15 protein-coding genes are annotated in these 17177 nt (G+C 33.9%); 14 read left to right on the forward strand and 1 reads right to left on the reverse strand.

Annotated features, from left to right (window positions below; translation table 11 throughout):
- Positions 1–8 precede the first annotated feature (8 nt).
- The 4 genes from FC55_RS06070 to glmS all read left to right on the forward strand — a co-directional run bounded on the left by FC55_RS06070 (position 9) and on the right by glmS (position 6726).
- Positions 9–716 carry an MIP/aquaporin family protein gene (locus FC55_RS06070; protein ID WP_003701023.1) on the forward strand — a complete coding sequence of 236 codons (708 nt, stop codon included), beginning with the start codon at positions 9–11 and terminating at the stop codon, positions 714–716.
- A gap of 288 nt (positions 717–1004) precedes the next feature.
- Positions 1005–2594, forward strand: a complete 1590-nt coding sequence (locus tag FC55_RS06075; protein WP_003701025.1) for a cation:proton antiporter — start codon at positions 1005–1007, stop codon at positions 2592–2594.
- 85 nt (positions 2595–2679) lie between these two features.
- On the forward strand, positions 2680–4764 hold the full coding sequence (locus tag FC55_RS06080; protein WP_003701026.1) for a BglG family transcription antiterminator: 2085 nt from the start codon (positions 2680–2682) through the stop codon (positions 4762–4764).
- A 144-nt stretch (positions 4765–4908) separates the two neighbouring features.
- A complete protein-coding gene (gene glmS, locus FC55_RS06085; RefSeq protein WP_003701027.1) occupies positions 4909–6726 on the forward strand; it encodes a glutamine--fructose-6-phosphate transaminase (isomerizing) in 1818 nt (605 codons plus the stop codon).
- A 206-nt stretch (positions 6727–6932) separates the two neighbouring features.
- On the opposite strand, the gene nox is transcribed toward glmS, so the two are convergent.
- Positions 6933–8276, reverse strand: a complete 1344-nt coding sequence (nox, locus tag FC55_RS06090) for a H2O-forming NADH oxidase (RefSeq protein ID WP_035150128.1) — start codon at positions 8274–8276, stop codon at positions 6933–6935.
- Positions 8277–8452: 176 nt separating this feature from the next.
- On the opposite strand from nox, the gene FC55_RS06095 reads away from it, so the two are divergent.
- The 10 genes from FC55_RS06095 to FC55_RS06140 all read left to right on the forward strand — a co-directional run bounded on the left by FC55_RS06095 (position 8453) and on the right by FC55_RS06140 (position 17177).
- Entirely contained in the window at positions 8453–8968 is a 516-nt protein-coding gene (locus FC55_RS06095) for an N-acetylmuramoyl-L-alanine amidase family protein (RefSeq protein WP_003701032.1), read from the forward strand.
- Positions 8969–9347: 379 nt separating this feature from the next.
- The gene (locus tag FC55_RS06100) at positions 9348–10043 is read left to right on the forward strand and encodes an amino acid ABC transporter permease (RefSeq protein ID WP_003701033.1); all 696 of its coding nucleotides are present in this window, start codon (positions 9348–9350) and stop codon (positions 10041–10043) included.
- A 22-nt stretch (positions 10044–10065) separates the two neighbouring features.
- A complete protein-coding gene (locus FC55_RS06105; protein ID WP_003701034.1) occupies positions 10066–10812 on the forward strand; it encodes an amino acid ABC transporter ATP-binding protein in 747 nt (248 codons plus the stop codon).
- Between the two features lie 14 nt (positions 10813–10826).
- Entirely contained in the window at positions 10827–11645 is an 819-nt protein-coding gene (locus FC55_RS06110; RefSeq protein ID WP_035150132.1) for a transporter substrate-binding domain-containing protein, read from the forward strand.
- 128 nt (positions 11646–11773) lie between these two features.
- Positions 11774–12184: a helix-turn-helix domain-containing protein gene (locus FC55_RS06115; protein WP_003701037.1), complete on the forward strand. Its 411-nt coding sequence runs from the start codon at positions 11774–11776 to the stop codon at positions 12182–12184.
- A 102-nt stretch (positions 12185–12286) separates the two neighbouring features.
- Positions 12287–13012: a TerC family protein gene (locus FC55_RS06120; RefSeq protein WP_003701039.1), complete on the forward strand. Its 726-nt coding sequence runs from the start codon at positions 12287–12289 to the stop codon at positions 13010–13012.
- 263 nt (positions 13013–13275) lie between these two features.
- Positions 13276–15066 carry a PTS mannitol transporter subunit IICBA gene (locus FC55_RS06125; protein WP_003701040.1) on the forward strand — a complete coding sequence of 597 codons (1791 nt, stop codon included), beginning with the start codon at positions 13276–13278 and terminating at the stop codon, positions 15064–15066.
- A gap of 14 nt (positions 15067–15080) precedes the next feature.
- The gene (locus FC55_RS06130) at positions 15081–15524 is read left to right on the forward strand and encodes a PTS sugar transporter subunit IIA (RefSeq protein WP_003701041.1); all 444 of its coding nucleotides are present in this window, start codon (positions 15081–15083) and stop codon (positions 15522–15524) included.
- On the forward strand, positions 15524–16672 hold the full coding sequence (locus FC55_RS06135) for a mannitol-1-phosphate 5-dehydrogenase (protein WP_003701042.1): 1149 nt from the start codon (positions 15524–15526) through the stop codon (positions 16670–16672). The genes FC55_RS06130 and FC55_RS06135 overlap by 1 nt, the downstream gene beginning before the upstream one ends.
- A 136-nt stretch (positions 16673–16808) precedes the next feature.
- Positions 16809–17177, forward strand: a complete 369-nt coding sequence (locus tag FC55_RS06140; RefSeq protein ID WP_003701043.1) for a GntR family transcriptional regulator — start codon at positions 16809–16811, stop codon at positions 17175–17177.

Here is a 17177-nt window from a genome sequence, read left to right on the forward strand (position 1 = left end):
TGAGTACTATGAACGGATTTATTGGTGAATTTCTTGGTACGATGATTTTAATCGTTCTAGGTGTAGGTACCGGCGCCGGCATAAATCTTAAGACGTCATATGCACGTAATGCTGGTTGGTTGTTCGTAACTCTAGCATGGGGTATGGCCGTAACGTTCGGTGTTTATGTAGCTGGTAGTTTTGGAGCCCAAGGACATTTGAATCCAGCGGTAACAATCGGATTTGCTCTTTTTGGTTTCTTCCCTTGGAGCCAAGTTTTACCATATTTATTAGGACAATTTTTAGGTGCTTTTGTTGGTGCAGTTTTAGTAATCATTCAATATGGAGCACAATTCAAGAATGCTAAGAATACTAGCGATGGTAATGTAGTTGGAATTTTTGCAACTGGTCCAGCTATTGACAATGGTTTATATAATTTCTTGAGTGAAACAATCGCAACTTTTGTATTTATCTTTACATTATTAAATCTTGGCGACTTTACAAAAGGATTGAAGCCATTAATCGTTGGTTTATTAATTATGGTAGTTGGTCAAGCTTTGGGTGGAACAACAGGTTTCGCTTTGAATCCAGCTCGTGACTGGGCTCCAAGATTTGCTTATACAGTATTACCAGTACCTAATAAGAGTAATGCAAATTGGGGCTATGCATGGGTACCAATGTTAGGTCCAATTGTTGGAGGTATCTTAGCTGCTGGCTTACAATATTTATTAGTATAAAATTTCAATTGCTTGAAATAGAGAATAGTTGAAGATTAGCTTTCAAACAGGCATAATTTTCAACTATTTTAATTTTATCCTGGACTTACGGAAAAACGTTTTATGTTATAATAGTGTCAGAATAAAGATAATTATGTTGAACACAGATAGAGTCGGCCAACTCTAAAAGTCGTGCAACATTGTAGAATTGAGAGCGGTTTTAATTTACCGCTCTTTTTTATTTGCTTAATTCATACAAATTTTTTATATTTTATGCTAGAATTAATTTATAGATAACACAAGGAAGGGATGATAGATAGTTTGGAGATAATAATTTTATTATTTGAATTGGTATTTTTTGCTGTTATCAGCATTATAATTGCTGAGATGTTTGCTAAGGTATCAATGAATTACGTTAGTCTAATTATGGGAGCGGTTTTAGGATTACTTCCTGTAACGACTTATGACATCCGTTCATTTAATCCGGAAGTTTTTATGCTTTTAATCGTAGCACCGCTATTATTCTTTGAAGGGCAAGCTACTTTCCTTAATGTAGTTGGTAAAAGGGTAAAACAAATTTTCAAAGTTACAGTTATCATGGTCTTACTTTGTGCAATCGTAGCCGGATTTAGTAGCTATGCAATTGGTAAGATTGGCTTGCCATTGGCTTTTATCTTAGCTGCAATCAGTACACCAACTGATGCAACAGCCACTCAATCAGTAACTGAAGGACTAAAAATTCCACGTCGCGAAGGATTCTTTTTAAAAATGGAATCATTATTTAATGATGCTTCAGGAATTATTTTATTAAACATGGCTGTTTTATGGTATATCAATGGAAGAATAAACTATCGTGAAACATTGACAGATTTTATTTTATCTGCTGGTGGTGGGATTGTAATTGGTTTTATAATCGCATGGATTATTGTTTTATTCAGGCAAGCACTCCTTAGAAGTTCGTATAATTCTGTAAATGCACAGGTGATTATTTATTTAATGACACCATTTATTATCTACTATCTAGCTGAAGAATTTCATGTTTCTGGGATTATTGCAGTAGTTTGTGCAGGATTGGTGCATAATGCTGAAACTCAACGCAGTCGGCTAGCGAATGCTCAAATGGTGTATATGGGTACAAATTTAGTTTCAATCATTACGGAACTTTTCAACAGCATCGTTTTTGTAATTTTAGGAATGATGTTGGTTAATATCATAAAAGATGAGAGTATCACTTATAATTCGTGGATCTGGATAACTTTAGGTGCAATTTTGTATCTATCCAATGTAATTGTACGATATATATATGGCAGAATTAAATTTAAAATGGATAATCGTGCAGGTTGGATCTTTTCTTTAGGTGGTGTGCATGGAGCTGTAACGTTATCCCTAGCATTTACAGTAGCTAAGACTAGTGTTAATAGTCAGGATTTTAGTTTAGTAGTGATGTCTGAAAGTGTACTGATTATTTTGAGCATGATAGTTCCTACTGTTATTTTTAGGTTCATTTTAGAAAAAGATGTGTCTGATGAAGACGGTGAGAAGGAATTAGATGAATTAAGAGAAGAAATGATTCAACAAGCAATCGACACTGTACAGAAAATGTACTTAGCGAAAAATGTAAAACAATCTGTAATTTTTGATTTGAAGTCTCAAAATCAAAATACAAGAACAAAGGATTTTGTTAAAGAATGGCGTAACGCAGTACGTCATCCACAATATACAGAAGCGGAAAAAGAAATGGAAAGACGTGCATTTATTAATGCATTCTATCAAGAACGACAATATTTAGATATGATTTCTCAAAAAGAAGCACGGTATGAAAAATATGTGTATCACTTATATAGTGAAATTCTTTTAGCTGAATCGATAGTTCTCAATTCGGAATTTGTTGAAGAATAGGGTTACTTTAATAAAATTGTGAGTTAGACTAAATATTAGATAATGTCTAAATTTGTCAAAGTAGCGTGAAAGGACGTTAATTCCTATGATAATTCTTACAAAAAGGCAAAAAGAAATTTTATCGATATTATTACGAATATCAAATGGGACAACGATTAAACAGCTTGAAGAAAGCATCAATGTTAGTCGAAGAACCATTTATCGTGAATTTAATGAGCTAAAACTGGATTTAGAGCGAAGAGGACTGACAATTTCTAACATTGATGGGAAATATGTACTTCAAGGACAAGAAAGAGATATTGAACAATTGCGTGAAGACATTGGTGATAGTCCTAGCCAACAAGAAATGTCAGTATCTGAAAGGCAAAGTATTTTGGCGGCAATGCTTTTACTAGAAGATGAGTCACAAAAAATTGTTAGTCTGGCGATGTCTCTAAAAGTAAGTGAAGGTACTGTACAACGAGATTTAACGGAAGTAGCCTTGGCACTTGGAAAATATGGGATAACTTTAATTAAGAAAAAAGGTGTAGGTATTTCAGTTAAAGGTACTGAGTTTCAAAGACGTCAGGTACTATGTGGTATCTTATTGAGTGAGATCAATGATTATCGTTTCTTTAAGTATATTGGCGACAATCAGGATGTTGGGGGAAACAATTACTTTTTGAGATTATTACCGAAAAAAAGGATTCAATTAGTAACTCAAGCTCTAAACAAAAGCGTATTAAAGAAAATAAATATCAAGTCAGATCACCAATCAATGCAGCTGATATTATTAACAACCATTTGTTTAGAAAGAGCTGCCTCATCTGATAATTTGGGTGAAATTAAAGCTATTGATGGTTCGTTGAAATATCAATCATTGGTTTATCAATTTATGGCTGAGTATTCACAAATAGAACCGTTAAAACTAGATAGAAAAGAAATTATCTATTTAGCTAATCAATTCCAAAGTTGTGATAATGAGAGTTCTCCGACATTTTATGATAATGATCAAGAACTGGCTTTATCACTACAAATAAAGTCTTTCGTTCAAACAGTTTCTGAAAAAATGAAATGGGATTTTCAACGTAATCCGGCATTTTTGAAACGTCTGACAACGCATATTGCTGGTTTAGTAAGTCATCAGGTTGAAAGGTTACCTAATACGAGAATTGAAACTTTAACTAGATTAAGCGAAAGGTATCAAGATTTATTTAATGCTATTAAACAAGCGTGGAAAGTTAGTTTTCCAGATGAAAAGTTAGCACAATCTGAACTACAATTATTGCTACTGTATTTCGCTAATGAATATACTAGTCGTCATTATCGAGGAGATTTGAAAGCGCTAGTAATTTGTGAAAATGGGATCGGTACATCATCGATCTTAGGACAAAGATTAAAGCAAGAAATTCCAGAAGTTAAGAAAGTAAAAATTTCTAAAATTGCACAACTTCAAGACCTTGATTTAAGTGGCTATGATTTAATTTTATCTACTTTAAAATTACCAGGTTTTCCAAGAAAATATCAAATAGTTAGCCCTCTATTATTAGATGATGAGATTAGTAATATTAAAGATTATTTGAAAAAATATCAGGAAAATTATATCGGCAAAGAAACAGAAAATAATAATGTTTATTTGAATAATTCTAAGTTACAACCAACTAAAAAGTTGAATGGTATTGCGATAGGGGCATTATTCTGTACGGAATTAGTAAATGGAATTGAAGTAATTAGGTTAAATAATAAGGCGACTGAAAGTTTATCACAGGTAATTAACGAAATTACTGGGCGAATTGGACAAGGGATTGTAAAGGATAAAAAACAAGTAGCTGCAAATTTGAAACGTAGAATAGATTTAGCTCCGATTGGAATTCCGAATAGTAACATGGCCTTGTTACATACTAGCAGCCCGGAAGTTAAACGTTGTTATTTTACCGTAATTGATTTAGACCAATCTCTAAAGATGAAAGCTATGGATCAAACTGAAATTGAGGTTTCAAGAATGTTATTAATGTTAGGGCCTGAAAGATTATCAGATATTGAGCAAGATGTAATGGGAATGGTAAGTAGCATGATTGTGATGAGCGATGATACTTTGAAATTATTTGCAACTGGTACGAAGGAAGAGTTACAAAATGCGATTGCTGTAAGGTTCTTACAAGAAATAAAATCAGCTATACCAATTAGATAAAATGATTGTTGACAAGCAATAAATATTAATGTATATTGTAGCTGTTACCTTGATTTATAAGCATTTTTAAGATTATATAATTATCTATCAAGGTCTATACCAATTTTAGAAAATAAAGATTTGAATTTGAGAGGTAAATAACATATGTGTGGTATTGTCGGTGTTACTGGTAATAATGATGCAACAAACATTTTATTAGACGGATTACAACAATTAGAATATCGTGGCTATGATTCAGCTGGAATTTATGTAAATGACCAAAATGGTAAGGACTTTTTAGTAAAAGAAAAAGGTCGTATTTCCGATTTACGCGCAGAAGTTGGTTCAGAAGTTAAGGGTTCAACAGGAATCGGTCATACACGTTGGGCTACACATGGGGTTCCTAGCAAAGTTAACGCTCATCCTCATGTATCAGCAAATGGTCGTTTCTTCTTAGTACACAATGGTGTGATTGGAAACTTTGCTCAATTACGCGATGAATACTTACAAGATGTAACTTTGGTAAGTAGTACAGATACAGAAGTTATCGTACAATTAATCGGTAAATTCTCTGATGAAGGTTTAGATACAGAAGCTGCATTTAAGAAAGTTTTAGGCTTAGTTGATGAAAGTTCATCATACTCCTTCTTATTAATGGATAAAGAAGAACCAGATACATTATTTGTTGCTAAGAACAAGAGTCCATTGTTGATTGGTGTTGGCGATGGCTTCAACGTAGTATGTTCAGACGCAATTGCAATGTTAAGTCAAACTCATGACTTCATTGAATTAGTTGACGGTGAAATCGTAATTGTAAAACCTGATTCAATTACTATCAAGGACCCAGAAGGAAATGTCATCAATCGTGAACCATTCCACGTAGATACAGATCCAGCAGCAGCTCAAAAGGGTGCATATCCATACTACATGCTTAAGGAAATTGATGAACAACCAGGTGTAATGCGTAACTTAGTTCAACATTATGTAGCAGAAGATGGTTCTATCAATATTGATAAAGAACTATTGGATGCTTTAGAAAAAGCAGATCGTTTGTATATCGTAGCTGCTGGTACAAGTTACCATGCTGGTTTGGTAGGTAAGGAATTATTTGAAAAATTAGCTAATATTCCAACTGAAGTTCATGTTGCTTCAGAATTTGCTTACAACCCACCATTGTTGTCAGAAAAACCATTCTTCATCTTCTTGACTCAAAGTGGTGAAACAGCTGATAGTCGTCAAGTGCTTACTCAAGTAAATGCACAAGGTTACCCAAGTTTAACAATTACAAACGTACAAAACTCTACTTTGGATCGTGAAGCAACATATACATTGTTACTATATGCAGGTCCAGAAATTGCTGTTGCTTCAACTAAAGCTTATACAGCACAAATTGCTTTAGAAGCTATCTTGGTTAAAGCTTATGGCGAAGCTAAGAACATTGATAAAGTTAAGGAATTCGATGTTGCTGCTGAATTAACTAAAGTAGCTAATGGTATGCAAGAATTAGTTGATGAAAAAGGTACTGTTGAAAAGATTGCTAAGGATATGTTAGCAACAACACGTAATGCTTTCTACATTGGTCGTGGAATTGACTATGATGTAGCTCAAGAAGCAGCTTTGAAATTGAAAGAAGTTTCTTACATTCAAACAGAAGGCTTTGCTTCCGGTGAATTGAAGCATGGTACAATTGCTTTGATTGAAGAAGGTACACCAGTTGTAGCTGTAATTACAGATCCTAAGACAGCTACTCATACACGTAGTAATGCTCAAGAAGTATTGGCTCGTGGTGCTAATGTGCTATTTATTGCTAGTCGCGATGTGGCTCAAGAAGGCGATCAAGTGGTATTACCAGAAGTAACACCATTGTTATCACCATTATTGGCTATTATCCCAGCACAATTATTAGCTTACTACGCATCAATCCAACGTGGATACGATGTTGATAAGCCACGTAACTTAGCTAAGAGTGTTACAGTTGAATAAAAAATAATTTATATTAATAGTAAAAGAGTTGGAATTGTCCAGCTCTTTTTTTATATGCAGCATAGGTCTTATGCTATTGCATGGTAAACTAACCTGAACTCAAACCAAAGGCTGGGGGAAAATACATTTTCAGATGAATTTTAGAAAATAGTAATAAAAAGACTATCCAATAAAAATTTCTTTCACTGAATAGTCTTGACTAAGATTTATTTTGCTGATAACGCAGCCATTGTTATATAATTATATGGTTGGTTAAAGTGTGGCAAGAAGAAAATATCTAATAAACTTAACTTATCAATAGTTACATGTTCTTGAATTGCCAGTGAGAACATGTGAATTGCCATTGAAACATCTTCCGTTGAAGCTAGTTGAGCTCCGACAATTCTCCGACTTTCTTTTTCATAAACAATTCTAATCTTAACTTCTGCATTTACATCTTTAGGCATGAAAGCTGGTTTTTGTAAGTCTTCAAAGTCTGTATACTCTACATCTAAACGGAATTTTTTCGCTGCCTCTACTGATAGTCCTGTTGAAACCATCTTCAAATCCCAAATGTTAATTCCATTTGAGCCTTGTACCCCTACTGATTCAAGCTTAGTCCCAGCAAGATTGTGAGCAGCTACAATACCTGAACGAACAGCATTAGAAGCTAGAGCAATATAAGTCATTTTATCTAGAGCATTTGAGTAAATTGTGGCACAGTCTCCAACTGCATATACATTTTTATCGCTTGTTTGTCCATAACGATCTACTAAGTAAGCTCCATTTTTGAATAGTCTCAAATGATCTTTACCTAATGAATTATTAGGTCTGAATCCGATTGCATTAATCACTAAATCAACATCATATTCACCTTCAGCAGTTACAACTTGAGTTACATGATTCTGGTCATTACCTTTATATTCTGTTACTAACTCACCAAAATGATTTTCAATACCGTGATCAGCTAAGTTTTTATCCATTAAATCGGTGAATGCTTTATCATAATGAGTAGATAAGGAACGATCAGCTGCGTCAAATAGTAATACATTCTTACCCCGACGTTTAGCAGCTTCAGCAATTTCAACTCCGATATAACCAGCTCCGATAACTGCTACATTCTTTACTTCTTCTGCAGAAATTTCTTTATCTACATCTTGACCATCTTGGAATAATTTCAAGAAATGAATTCCGTTTAAATCTTTACCAGCTACATTAGGAGATATTGGTAGAGAACCTGTTGCTAGAATTAGTTTATCGTAATCTTCAGTTAATTCTGTGCCATCTTTCTTAATATAGTGAACTACTTTTTTATCAAAATCTATATCTTTAACTTCTGCTTCAAGGGTAATTTTAGCACCTTTATTTGTGAAATCTTCTACTTTGGTATAGAACAACCCATGATAATCGTTCACTTGTCGTCCTACCCAAAGTGCTGTTCCGCATCCTAAGTAACTTAAATTAGAATTTCTATCAATCATCACTACTTCTTGATCTGGATAATTATCCAATAATGTATTAGCAGCAGCGATTCCAGCGTGATTTGTACCAATAATTACAGTCTTTGTCATCATAAAAGACCTCCTAAAATAGTTTGTAAACGTTTTAACAATCAAATTGTAACACTATTCACAATATCGTGCAATAGATTTTTTAAAATCAAAAATTCTTTTATTACATTTCTCTTATTTTTCTCTAACAAAATATCAATGGTAAGTGGTACAACTTTGATAAAGTGACCGGAACAATGACTATAGGAGAAAAATATATTCCTACACAAGATAAAGTAGTTTGGTATTCTGATGATGGAACGATGTTATATGGTTGGCAAAATATAGATGGTAAAGTACATTATTTTGACAAAATAACAGGTAAAATGACAACGGGACAAAAGAATATAGATGGTCACTGGTACTTATTTGATAGCAAAGGAGTTATGCAACAAGGTTTCCAAAATATTGGTTATCAAAATAAAACTGTTTACTACAATGAAGACGGTTGGATGCTATATGGCTGGCAAAATATAGATGGAAAAGTATATTACTTTGATAAAGTAACCGGCAAAATGACAGTAGGACAAAAGAATATAGGCGGACATTGGTATTTATTTGATAGTAAGGGAGCTATGCAACGAGGTTTCCAATACATTGCTAATCAAAGTAAGACAGTTTACTACAACAAAGATGGTTGGATGTTATATGGACATCAGTTGATAAATGGAAAGAAGTATTATTTTAATACTATAACTGGTGCGAAAGAATAATCTATACTTTTACAAGACACCTTATAATCGTTAGAAAAAAATTAACGATTGTAAGGTGTTTTTAATTTCTTGTGTGAAATTTATTGACAAAAAAGAAGTGAAATTGTATTCTTATAGTATCTTGAAATGAAGGAGTGTTAGAAAATGGCTAAAGTTTCATACCAAGCAATGTTGATGGCTCAACCATGTTGCATGATGTGTAACATGCTTTTTGGTATGTATAATTCTGGTCAAAGACTAACATCTTCACGCTAATGATGGAATATTTAATCGTATGTAAGTAATTAGATATTTAAATCGGTGAATGCTATTAGTCGGAGACAAGACTAATAGCATTTTTATTTTGAGAACATTACATAAGAAGAGAAGGTGAAAGTATATGTGGCATACAGTTATTAGTTCTTTACCTGAGTTAATATCAGCTGGAATAAAGTACACAATTCCGTTAGCAATTATTTCATTTATTCTAGGGTTGATTTTAGCTTTGGTTACAGCTTTAATTAGAATTTCGCAAACTAAAGGACCTTTCTTGGTTATCAAAGCAATTTTTAGATTTTATGTTTGGCTATTTAGAAGTACACCATTATTGGTCCAATTATTTATTGTATACTTTGGATTACCGTATCTAAAAATCAAGGGACTAGCACCAGAAGGAATAAAGTTAGATCCATTTACATCAGGAATTATAGTTTTTTCACTTAATACCGGGGCATATGCTTCCGAAACAATTCGTGCGGCAATTACTTCAATCCCTAAAGGACAATGGGAAGCTGCTGCCTCAATTGGAATGACTCATAAACAAGCATTGATGAGAATAATCATCCCTCAAGCAGCTAGAGTTTCATTACCACCGTTAGCTAATAGTTTCATTGGTTTAGTGAAAGATACATCTTTAGCAGCTTCCATTACAATTGTGGAAATGTTTGAAGTTAGTCAACAAATTGCAGCTGAAAATTATGAGCCATTAGTAATGTACTGCACAGTAGCAGTCTTATATGCAATTCTATGCACTGTATTATCCTTCTTACAAGGATGGCTTGAAAAAGTAACGTCACGTTATGTGGCAACTCAATAAGTAAAGTAAGTGAGGTGATTGAATGTTACGTTTAGAAAATGTGAATAAAACTTTTGGTGGTAATTTAGCTTTAAAAGATATTACGACAACATTTGAAAATAATCAGACTACAGTTTTAGTAGGTCCATCTGGTTCAGGAAAGTCAACAATGTTACGCTCATTGAATTTACTTGAGATGCCTGAGAGTGGGAAATATTATTTTGATGATTTAGAGCTGGACTTTAAGAAGGGAATTTCTAAAAAAGAGATTTTAGAAGTTCGTCGTGAAACAGAAATGGTTTTTCAAAATTACAACCTTTTTCCACATTTAACAGTTTTGAAGAACATTATTGAAGGACCAGTTCATGTGTTAAAAGAAGATAAGGAATCAGCAACTAAAAGAGCTTATGAATTACTCAAAAAAGTTGGCTTGGCAGATAAAGCAGATGCCTATCCGCAACAACTTTCAGGTGGGCAAGCTCAACGTGTGGCGATTGCTAGATCATTAGCGATGAATCCTAGATATATCCTACTAGATGAACCAACTAGTGCGTTGGATCCGGAGTTAGAATTAGAAGTTTTAAAAGTATTGTTACAGTTAGCTAAAGAAAAACAATCGTTGATAATAGTTACACATAATTTGGCTTTCGCACAGAAAGTTGCGGATAAAATCTTATTTGTTGAAGATGGACAAATATTGTTCCAAGGTCCTAAAGATGACTTTTTCAATTCAGATAATCAGAGAATAAAGAACTTTTTATCCGCGATGACGTTAAGTAACTTAGATTAATGGAGGGAATAATAATGAAATATGGAAAATTAATTAAATCAATTGCAGCATTTGTTGGAGTAGCTAGTTTGGGATTAGCATTTAACGTTGCTCGTCCAGCACAAGCTAGTGCAGATAAAATTTCAGCTGCTACAAGTAGTGAATTGAAGCAAAAGGGAACTTTAACAATTGGGTTAGAAGGAACTTTTGCTCCATATTCATACCGTAAAGATGGAAAATTAACAGGTTTTGAAGTTGAACTTGGTAAGGATATTGCTAAACAAATGGGCTTAAAAGCAAAGTTTGTACCAACTAAATGGGATGGATTAATTGAAGGTGTAAATACTGGTAAGTATGATATTGTTTTGAATAACGTTACAGTTACTAAGGAAAGACAAGCTAAATTTGGTTTTTCTACTCCATACATCTACTCTCACTTTGCTTTGATTTCTAAAAAAGGCAGTGGGTTGAACACATTAAAGGATATTAAAGGTGTGAAAATTGCTAGTGGTACAGGAACTGACAACTCTGTAGTAGCTAAGAAATTTGGTGCTAAAGTTGTTCCTTCTAGTGAATTTTCAACTTCCTTAGACATGGTTCGTCAAGGTCGTGTAAAGGGAACAATTAACTCAATGTCTGCATGGTATGCTTACAAGAAAGATGGTAAGAATGTCAAAGGACTTCAAGCTAAAGATGTTTCCAAAGATGAAAAGCCAGCTAAGATCAGTGCTTTGATGGCTAAGAAGAATACAGACTTGAAGAAAGATGTAAACAAAGCTTTGAAGCAATTACGTAATGACGGTACATTAACAAAACTTTCTAAGAAGTATGTTGGTGGCGATATTACTAAGTAAAGTCTAGCTAAATTAAGTAACGAGGTTTTAGTAAGACCTCGTTTTTTTATGCATAAAAATAAATCAACTTACAAATTTCTGTAATTATGAATTATAATATACTTATAAAGTGAAAGGGGCTGAGAATTATGTTTCCAGAAAAATTACGTGCCTTAAGGACTGGTAGAGGTCTTTCCTTAGCTGGTTTAGCTAAAGAAATGAATGAAATGGAAAAAGGCAAGCAAGAAAAAAAGAATACAGGGCCTCAGATTGGAAGTTGGGAACGAGGCGTAAATACACCTTCATATCTTGAAATTATAAAGTTATGTCGATTCTTTGGGGTAACACCTAACTTTTTAATTGGAGATATGAGAGGAAAAATAGATTTAAACGAACTCTTTGCCTCTAATGCACGAATGAAATTTGAAGGACGCACTTTAACTTCTGCTGATAGAACTGAGATTTATGGTTTAATTAAAGCTCATATTCGTGGAAAATATGCAGAAGTAAGTGACTTGAATGATGATGATACAGATGACCTTGTTTTACCATTAGATTAATGTAAATTTCTTGTAAAGGTAATGCTTAAAGTCACTTTAAGATAGAAAATTTTGATAAAATATACTTGGATAAAGATAGTTGAAGGGAGAATAAATTACTAATTGGATATATTACAACAATTATATGGCCCATTTTTTGATGCTAATAACTGGCGAACAGTAGTCACTTCTGGTGAAGATTGGATGATCATCCTATCACTAGTATTGATTGAATGTTTATTGTCTGTTGATAATGCGATTGTTTTGGCTGCACAGACACAGGTATTACCAGATAAAAAACAACAAGAAAAATCTCTTTTTTATGGACTTTGGGGAGCTTATATATTCCGCTTCATCTTGATTGGTTTGGGAGCCTATCTAATTCATTTCTGGGAAATAAAAGTGGCAGGGGCAGCATATTTAATGTATCTTGCTGTTAGTCATTTCTATCGTAAGAAGAATCCTAAACCAAAGAAGGACGGGAAGAAAGCTAAAAAGCGTATATTACCATTATTCTGGTCGGTAGTTGTATCCATTGAAATGATGGATATTGTATTCTCGGTTGACTCAGTTTTAGCTTCATTGGCGATTTCACCTAATCCTGTGATTGTTTTAATCGGTGGATTAATAGGTATTCTAGCAATGCGAGGAATTGCTGAAATTATCATGAGGTTAATGGAAATTGTACCAGAATTAGAAACGACAGCATATGGTTTGATTGCATTAATTGCAATTAAGCTATTCCTAACAATTCCTATGATTGATATTGAAATCCCTAATCTATTATTTGGGATAATTGTACTAGGTTCGATTGTCGCAACCTTTATTGTTCATAGAATTAAAAATTAATATGTAAAAATGCAATGAGTTGAAAAATTCATTGCATTTTTTATTGGTCAAGGACTATTGTGGTTAAAAAAATAAGAATGTGTCACAAATAAGTAGTAGAGAGAAAGTCGATTAAACCAAGCTTTTACACGCATTGTGAAGAAAATAATTAATTTTGACACTGACAACTGTGCCAAAGTCACATTTAGAATGAATTGTATCCGCATTCAGTAAACGTTATCATAAACTTGTAAGATAAATCAGGAAGAAAAGAGGAGAAAAAAATGCAAGAAGCAAAGAAGAAAACTTCACTTAAAGCGAAGGTTCAAAAGTTAGGTACATCGCTATCTAGTATGGTTATGCCAAACATTGCTGCTATTATTGCTTGGGGTTTAATCACAGCGATTTTTATGGAACAAGGTTGGTTCCCTAATGCACATATCGCTAAATTGATTACTCCAATGTTAACTTATTTATTGCCATTATTAATCGGTTATGTTGGTGGACGTATGGTGTACGAAGAACGCGGGGCTGTTGTTGGTGCCATCGCTACAATGGGGGTAGTTGTAGGTGCTAAGGTTCCAATGTTCTTAGGGGCTATGATTATGGGACCTCTTGGTGGTTGGTGCATTAAGAAATTTGACCAATTATTCCAAGATAAGATCAGATCAGGTTTTGAAATGATTTATAACAACTTCTCTAGTGGTATCTTGGGAATGTTGTTAGCTATTTTAGGAACTTATGTAGTTAACCCATTAGTTGTTGCAGGTAGCAACTTCATGAGTAAAGGTGTTGACTTCATCATCTCTATTCACATGTTGCCATTAGCTAATATCTTTATTGAACCAGCTAAGGTATTGTTCTTAAACAACGCTATTGGTAATGGTATCTTGGTTCCATTAGGTATTCAACAAGCATCAACTGCTGGTAAATCAGTATTGTTCTTACTTGAATCTAACCCAGGTCCAGGTCTTGGTATTTTGTTAGCATTCATGTTCTTTGGAAAAGGATCTGCTAAAGGTTCTGCACCAGGTGCTGCAATTATTCACTTCTTTGGTGGTATTCATGAAATTTACTTCCCATACATTTTGATGAAACCAGCATTGATTTTAGCTGCAATTGCAGGTGGTGTATCTGGTACATTTACTTTCCAACTTTTAGGAGCTGGTTTAAAAGCTGCTGCATCTCCTGGTTCAATTATCGCTATTCTTCTAATGACTCCTAAGGGATCATATCTAGCTGTATTATCAGGTGTGTTTGTAGCTGCAGTAGTATCATTCTTGGTTGCTTCTATTATCTTGAAACATGATAAGTCAACTGGCGATGATTTAGCAGAAAAACAAGCTGAAATGGAAGCTATGAAAGCTGAATCTAAAGGTAAAGAAATGCCATCAAGTCAAGCTGCACAAGATTCTGTTGATAGTTATGCAGATGTTAAGAAGATTATCTTTGCATGTGATGCCGGAATGGGTTCATCTGCAATGGGTGCTTCCTTATTACGTGACAAAGTTAAGAAAGCTGGTATCAAAGACATTTCTGTTACAAATACCGCTGTGAACCGTCTAAAAGATGAACAAGGATTATTAGTTGTTACACAAGAAGAATTAGCTGAACGTGCATTACAAAGAACACCAAGCGCAATGCATGTATCTGTAGATAACTTCTTGAGCAGTCCAAAATACGATGAAATTGTTGCAAACTTGAAGGCTCTATCCCAAATTCAAGATAAACCACAAGCAACAGAAAATACAGTAAAAACTGCAGAAGCAGGCGACTTAGGTAATGTAGACTTTGCTAAGGTTGAAGAAGTAAACTTCATTCGTCATGATCAACACATTGGTACAGTAACAATGGCTACAAGCTTGTTCAGTGATAGCATGAAGAAAGCTAACAAGCAAACACCAGTTAAAGCTGTAAGAATCAACGAACTTGAAGATTCTGATAAGCACTTAGTAATTGTAACAGCAGCTGCTAAGAAGAATTTGGCAGTTCGTTACACAGATATTCAAACTGTAGTTGTAGATGATTTATTAACAGACAAGAAGTTACAAGACGTTGTAGCTAAATTGAAATAAGAGGTGAGAGAGTAATGGAATTACAAGCAAATATGATTTCTTTAAATCAAGATGTTGCCACAAGAGATCAAGCAATTCGTATGGCAGGACAATTATTGGTAGATGCAGGTTGTGTTGAAAAAGAATATATCGACTCAATGATTGCACGTAATAATGATGTCTCAACATATATGGGTAATTTTATCGCTATCCCTCATGGTACAGATGAAGGTAAACAATACATTAAAAAGACAGGAATTTCGGTAGTGCAAATTCCAATGGGCGTAGACTTCAGTGGAGAAAATGATAGTGAACAATTGGTAACTGTTGTCTTTGGAATTGCAGGTTTAGGTAATGAACACTTAAATCTATTGTCACAAATCGCTTTATATTGCAGTGATGTTTCAAATGTCGCTAAATTAGCAGATGCACAAACACCACAAGAAATAATTAATTTATTGAAGGAAGTTGGAAAATAATGAGAGCAGTACATTTTGGAGCAGGTAATATTGGTCGTGGATTTATTGGTGAAACTTTAGCCGCAAATGGTTTTGGAATTGATTTTGTAGATGTAAATGACACTATCATTAGTGCTTTGAATCAACGTGGAGAATATGATATCGAATTGGCTGCACCTGGTCAAAAGAAGATTCATGTAGAAAATGTTGATGGAATCAATAATGGTGAACATCCAGAAAAGGTTGTTGAAGCTATTAAGACTACTGATTTAGTAACAACAGCAATTGGTCCTAAGATTTTGAAGTTCATCGCACCATTGATTGCTGATGGTATCAAGGCTCGTAAAGATGCTGATAACAAGCAAACATTAGATGTAATTGCATGTGAAAACATGATTGGTGGTTCGCAACATCTTAAAGAAGAAGTTTACAGCCACTTAGATGACGATGTAAAAGCTTTTGCTGATGAATATATTGGTTTCCCTAATGCAGCGGTAGACCGTATCGTTCCTTTACAAAAGCATGATGATCCATTGTTGGTATCAGTAGAAGAGTTCAAGGAATGGGTTGTTGATGAAAGTCAAATGAAGAATCCTAGTTTGAAGCTAGAAACAGTTCACTATGCTCCTGATCTTGAACCATATATTGAACGTAAATTATTCTCAGTTAATACAGGTCATGCTACAGTAGCATACACTGGTAAAGCTTTAGGATATGAAACAATTGGTGAAGCTATTAAGGATGAAAAAGTTCTTACACAATTGAAGAATACTTTGAAGGAAATTCGCTCACTATTATTAGCTAAGTGGGATTTCCAAGAAAAGGAATTAGAAGAATATCATGATAAGATTATTGGTCGTTTTGAAAATCCATACATCTCTGATGATATTGCTCGTGTAGGTCGTACACCTATCCGTAAGTTAGGTTATGATGAACGTTTCATTCGTCCAATTCGCGAATTAAAAGCTCGTGGCTTAAGTTACACAACATTAATGGAAACTGTTGGTAAGATTTATCACTTTGATGAACCAAAAGACGATGAAAGTCAAAAACTTCAAAAGATGCTAAAAGATGAAGATTTGAAGGATGTAATTGTTGAAACAACAGGCCTTAAAGATGATGCTGACTTAGTTGCCGAAATTGCTGCAAGTGTAAAAGCTGCTGATTAATTTAAAATTCGAGGCAGTCGATTGATGATAAAAATCATTGATCGACTGCTTTTTTGTTGACAAAGAAATTATTTTTATATATAGTTAGTTACATAAGTAATTAACTGAATATGAAAAAGAATTGAGGTGGAAATGAATGTTACACTTTAATTTCAATAGTACCGAACCAATATACTTACAAGTAGCTAATCAGTTAGAGGAAGCAATTTTTACAAAAGCTTTCTTAGATGGTACACAAGTTCCTTCTACGACTGAAATTTCAAAAGAATTCCATATTAATCCGGCAACGGTATTAAAGGGAATGAATATTTTGGTTAATGATGGACTATTGGAAAAACGAAGAGGTTTAGGAATGTTTGTAACAGAGGGTGCTTATATGAAGTTACTAGAAAGAAGGAAAGAGTCTTTTTACCAAGATTATATTGTAAAAATGATACAAGAAGCTAAGAAATTAGGCATGAATGAAGATGATTTGATTGAATTAGTGAAGAGAGGTGTGGATTAG

Source organism: Ligilactobacillus salivarius DSM 20555 = ATCC 11741 (assembly GCF_001435955.1).
Taxonomy (GTDB): domain Bacteria; phylum Bacillota; class Bacilli; order Lactobacillales; family Lactobacillaceae; genus Ligilactobacillus; species Ligilactobacillus salivarius.

Coding starts and splice junctions, on each gene's coding strand:
- FC55_RS06070 (WP_003701023.1), top strand. CDS start 9: ATGAACGGATTTATTGGTGAATTTCTTGGTACGATGATTTTAATCGTT.
- FC55_RS06075 (WP_003701025.1), top strand. CDS start 1,005: ATGATAGATAGTTTGGAGATAATAATTTTATTATTTGAATTGGTATTT.
- FC55_RS06080 (WP_003701026.1), top strand. CDS start 2,680: ATGATAATTCTTACAAAAAGGCAAAAAGAAATTTTATCGATATTATTA.
- glmS (WP_003701027.1), top strand. CDS start 4,909: ATGTGTGGTATTGTCGGTGTTACTGGTAATAATGATGCAACAAACATT.
- nox (WP_035150128.1), bottom strand. CDS start 8,276: ATGACAAAGACTGTAATTATTGGTACAAATCACGCTGGAATCGCTGCT.
- FC55_RS06095 (WP_003701032.1), top strand. CDS start 8,453: ATGACTATAGGAGAAAAATATATTCCTACACAAGATAAAGTAGTTTGG.
- FC55_RS06100 (WP_003701033.1), top strand. CDS start 9,348: ATGTGGCATACAGTTATTAGTTCTTTACCTGAGTTAATATCAGCTGGA.
- FC55_RS06105 (WP_003701034.1), top strand. CDS start 10,066: ATGTTACGTTTAGAAAATGTGAATAAAACTTTTGGTGGTAATTTAGCT.
- FC55_RS06110 (WP_035150132.1), top strand. CDS start 10,827: ATGAAATATGGAAAATTAATTAAATCAATTGCAGCATTTGTTGGAGTA.
- FC55_RS06115 (WP_003701037.1), top strand. CDS start 11,774: ATGTTTCCAGAAAAATTACGTGCCTTAAGGACTGGTAGAGGTCTTTCC.
- FC55_RS06125 (WP_003701040.1), top strand. CDS start 13,276: ATGCAAGAAGCAAAGAAGAAAACTTCACTTAAAGCGAAGGTTCAAAAG.
- FC55_RS06130 (WP_003701041.1), top strand. CDS start 15,081: ATGGAATTACAAGCAAATATGATTTCTTTAAATCAAGATGTTGCCACA.
- FC55_RS06135 (WP_003701042.1), top strand. CDS start 15,524: ATGAGAGCAGTACATTTTGGAGCAGGTAATATTGGTCGTGGATTTATT.
- FC55_RS06140 (WP_003701043.1), top strand. CDS start 16,809: ATGTTACACTTTAATTTCAATAGTACCGAACCAATATACTTACAAGTA.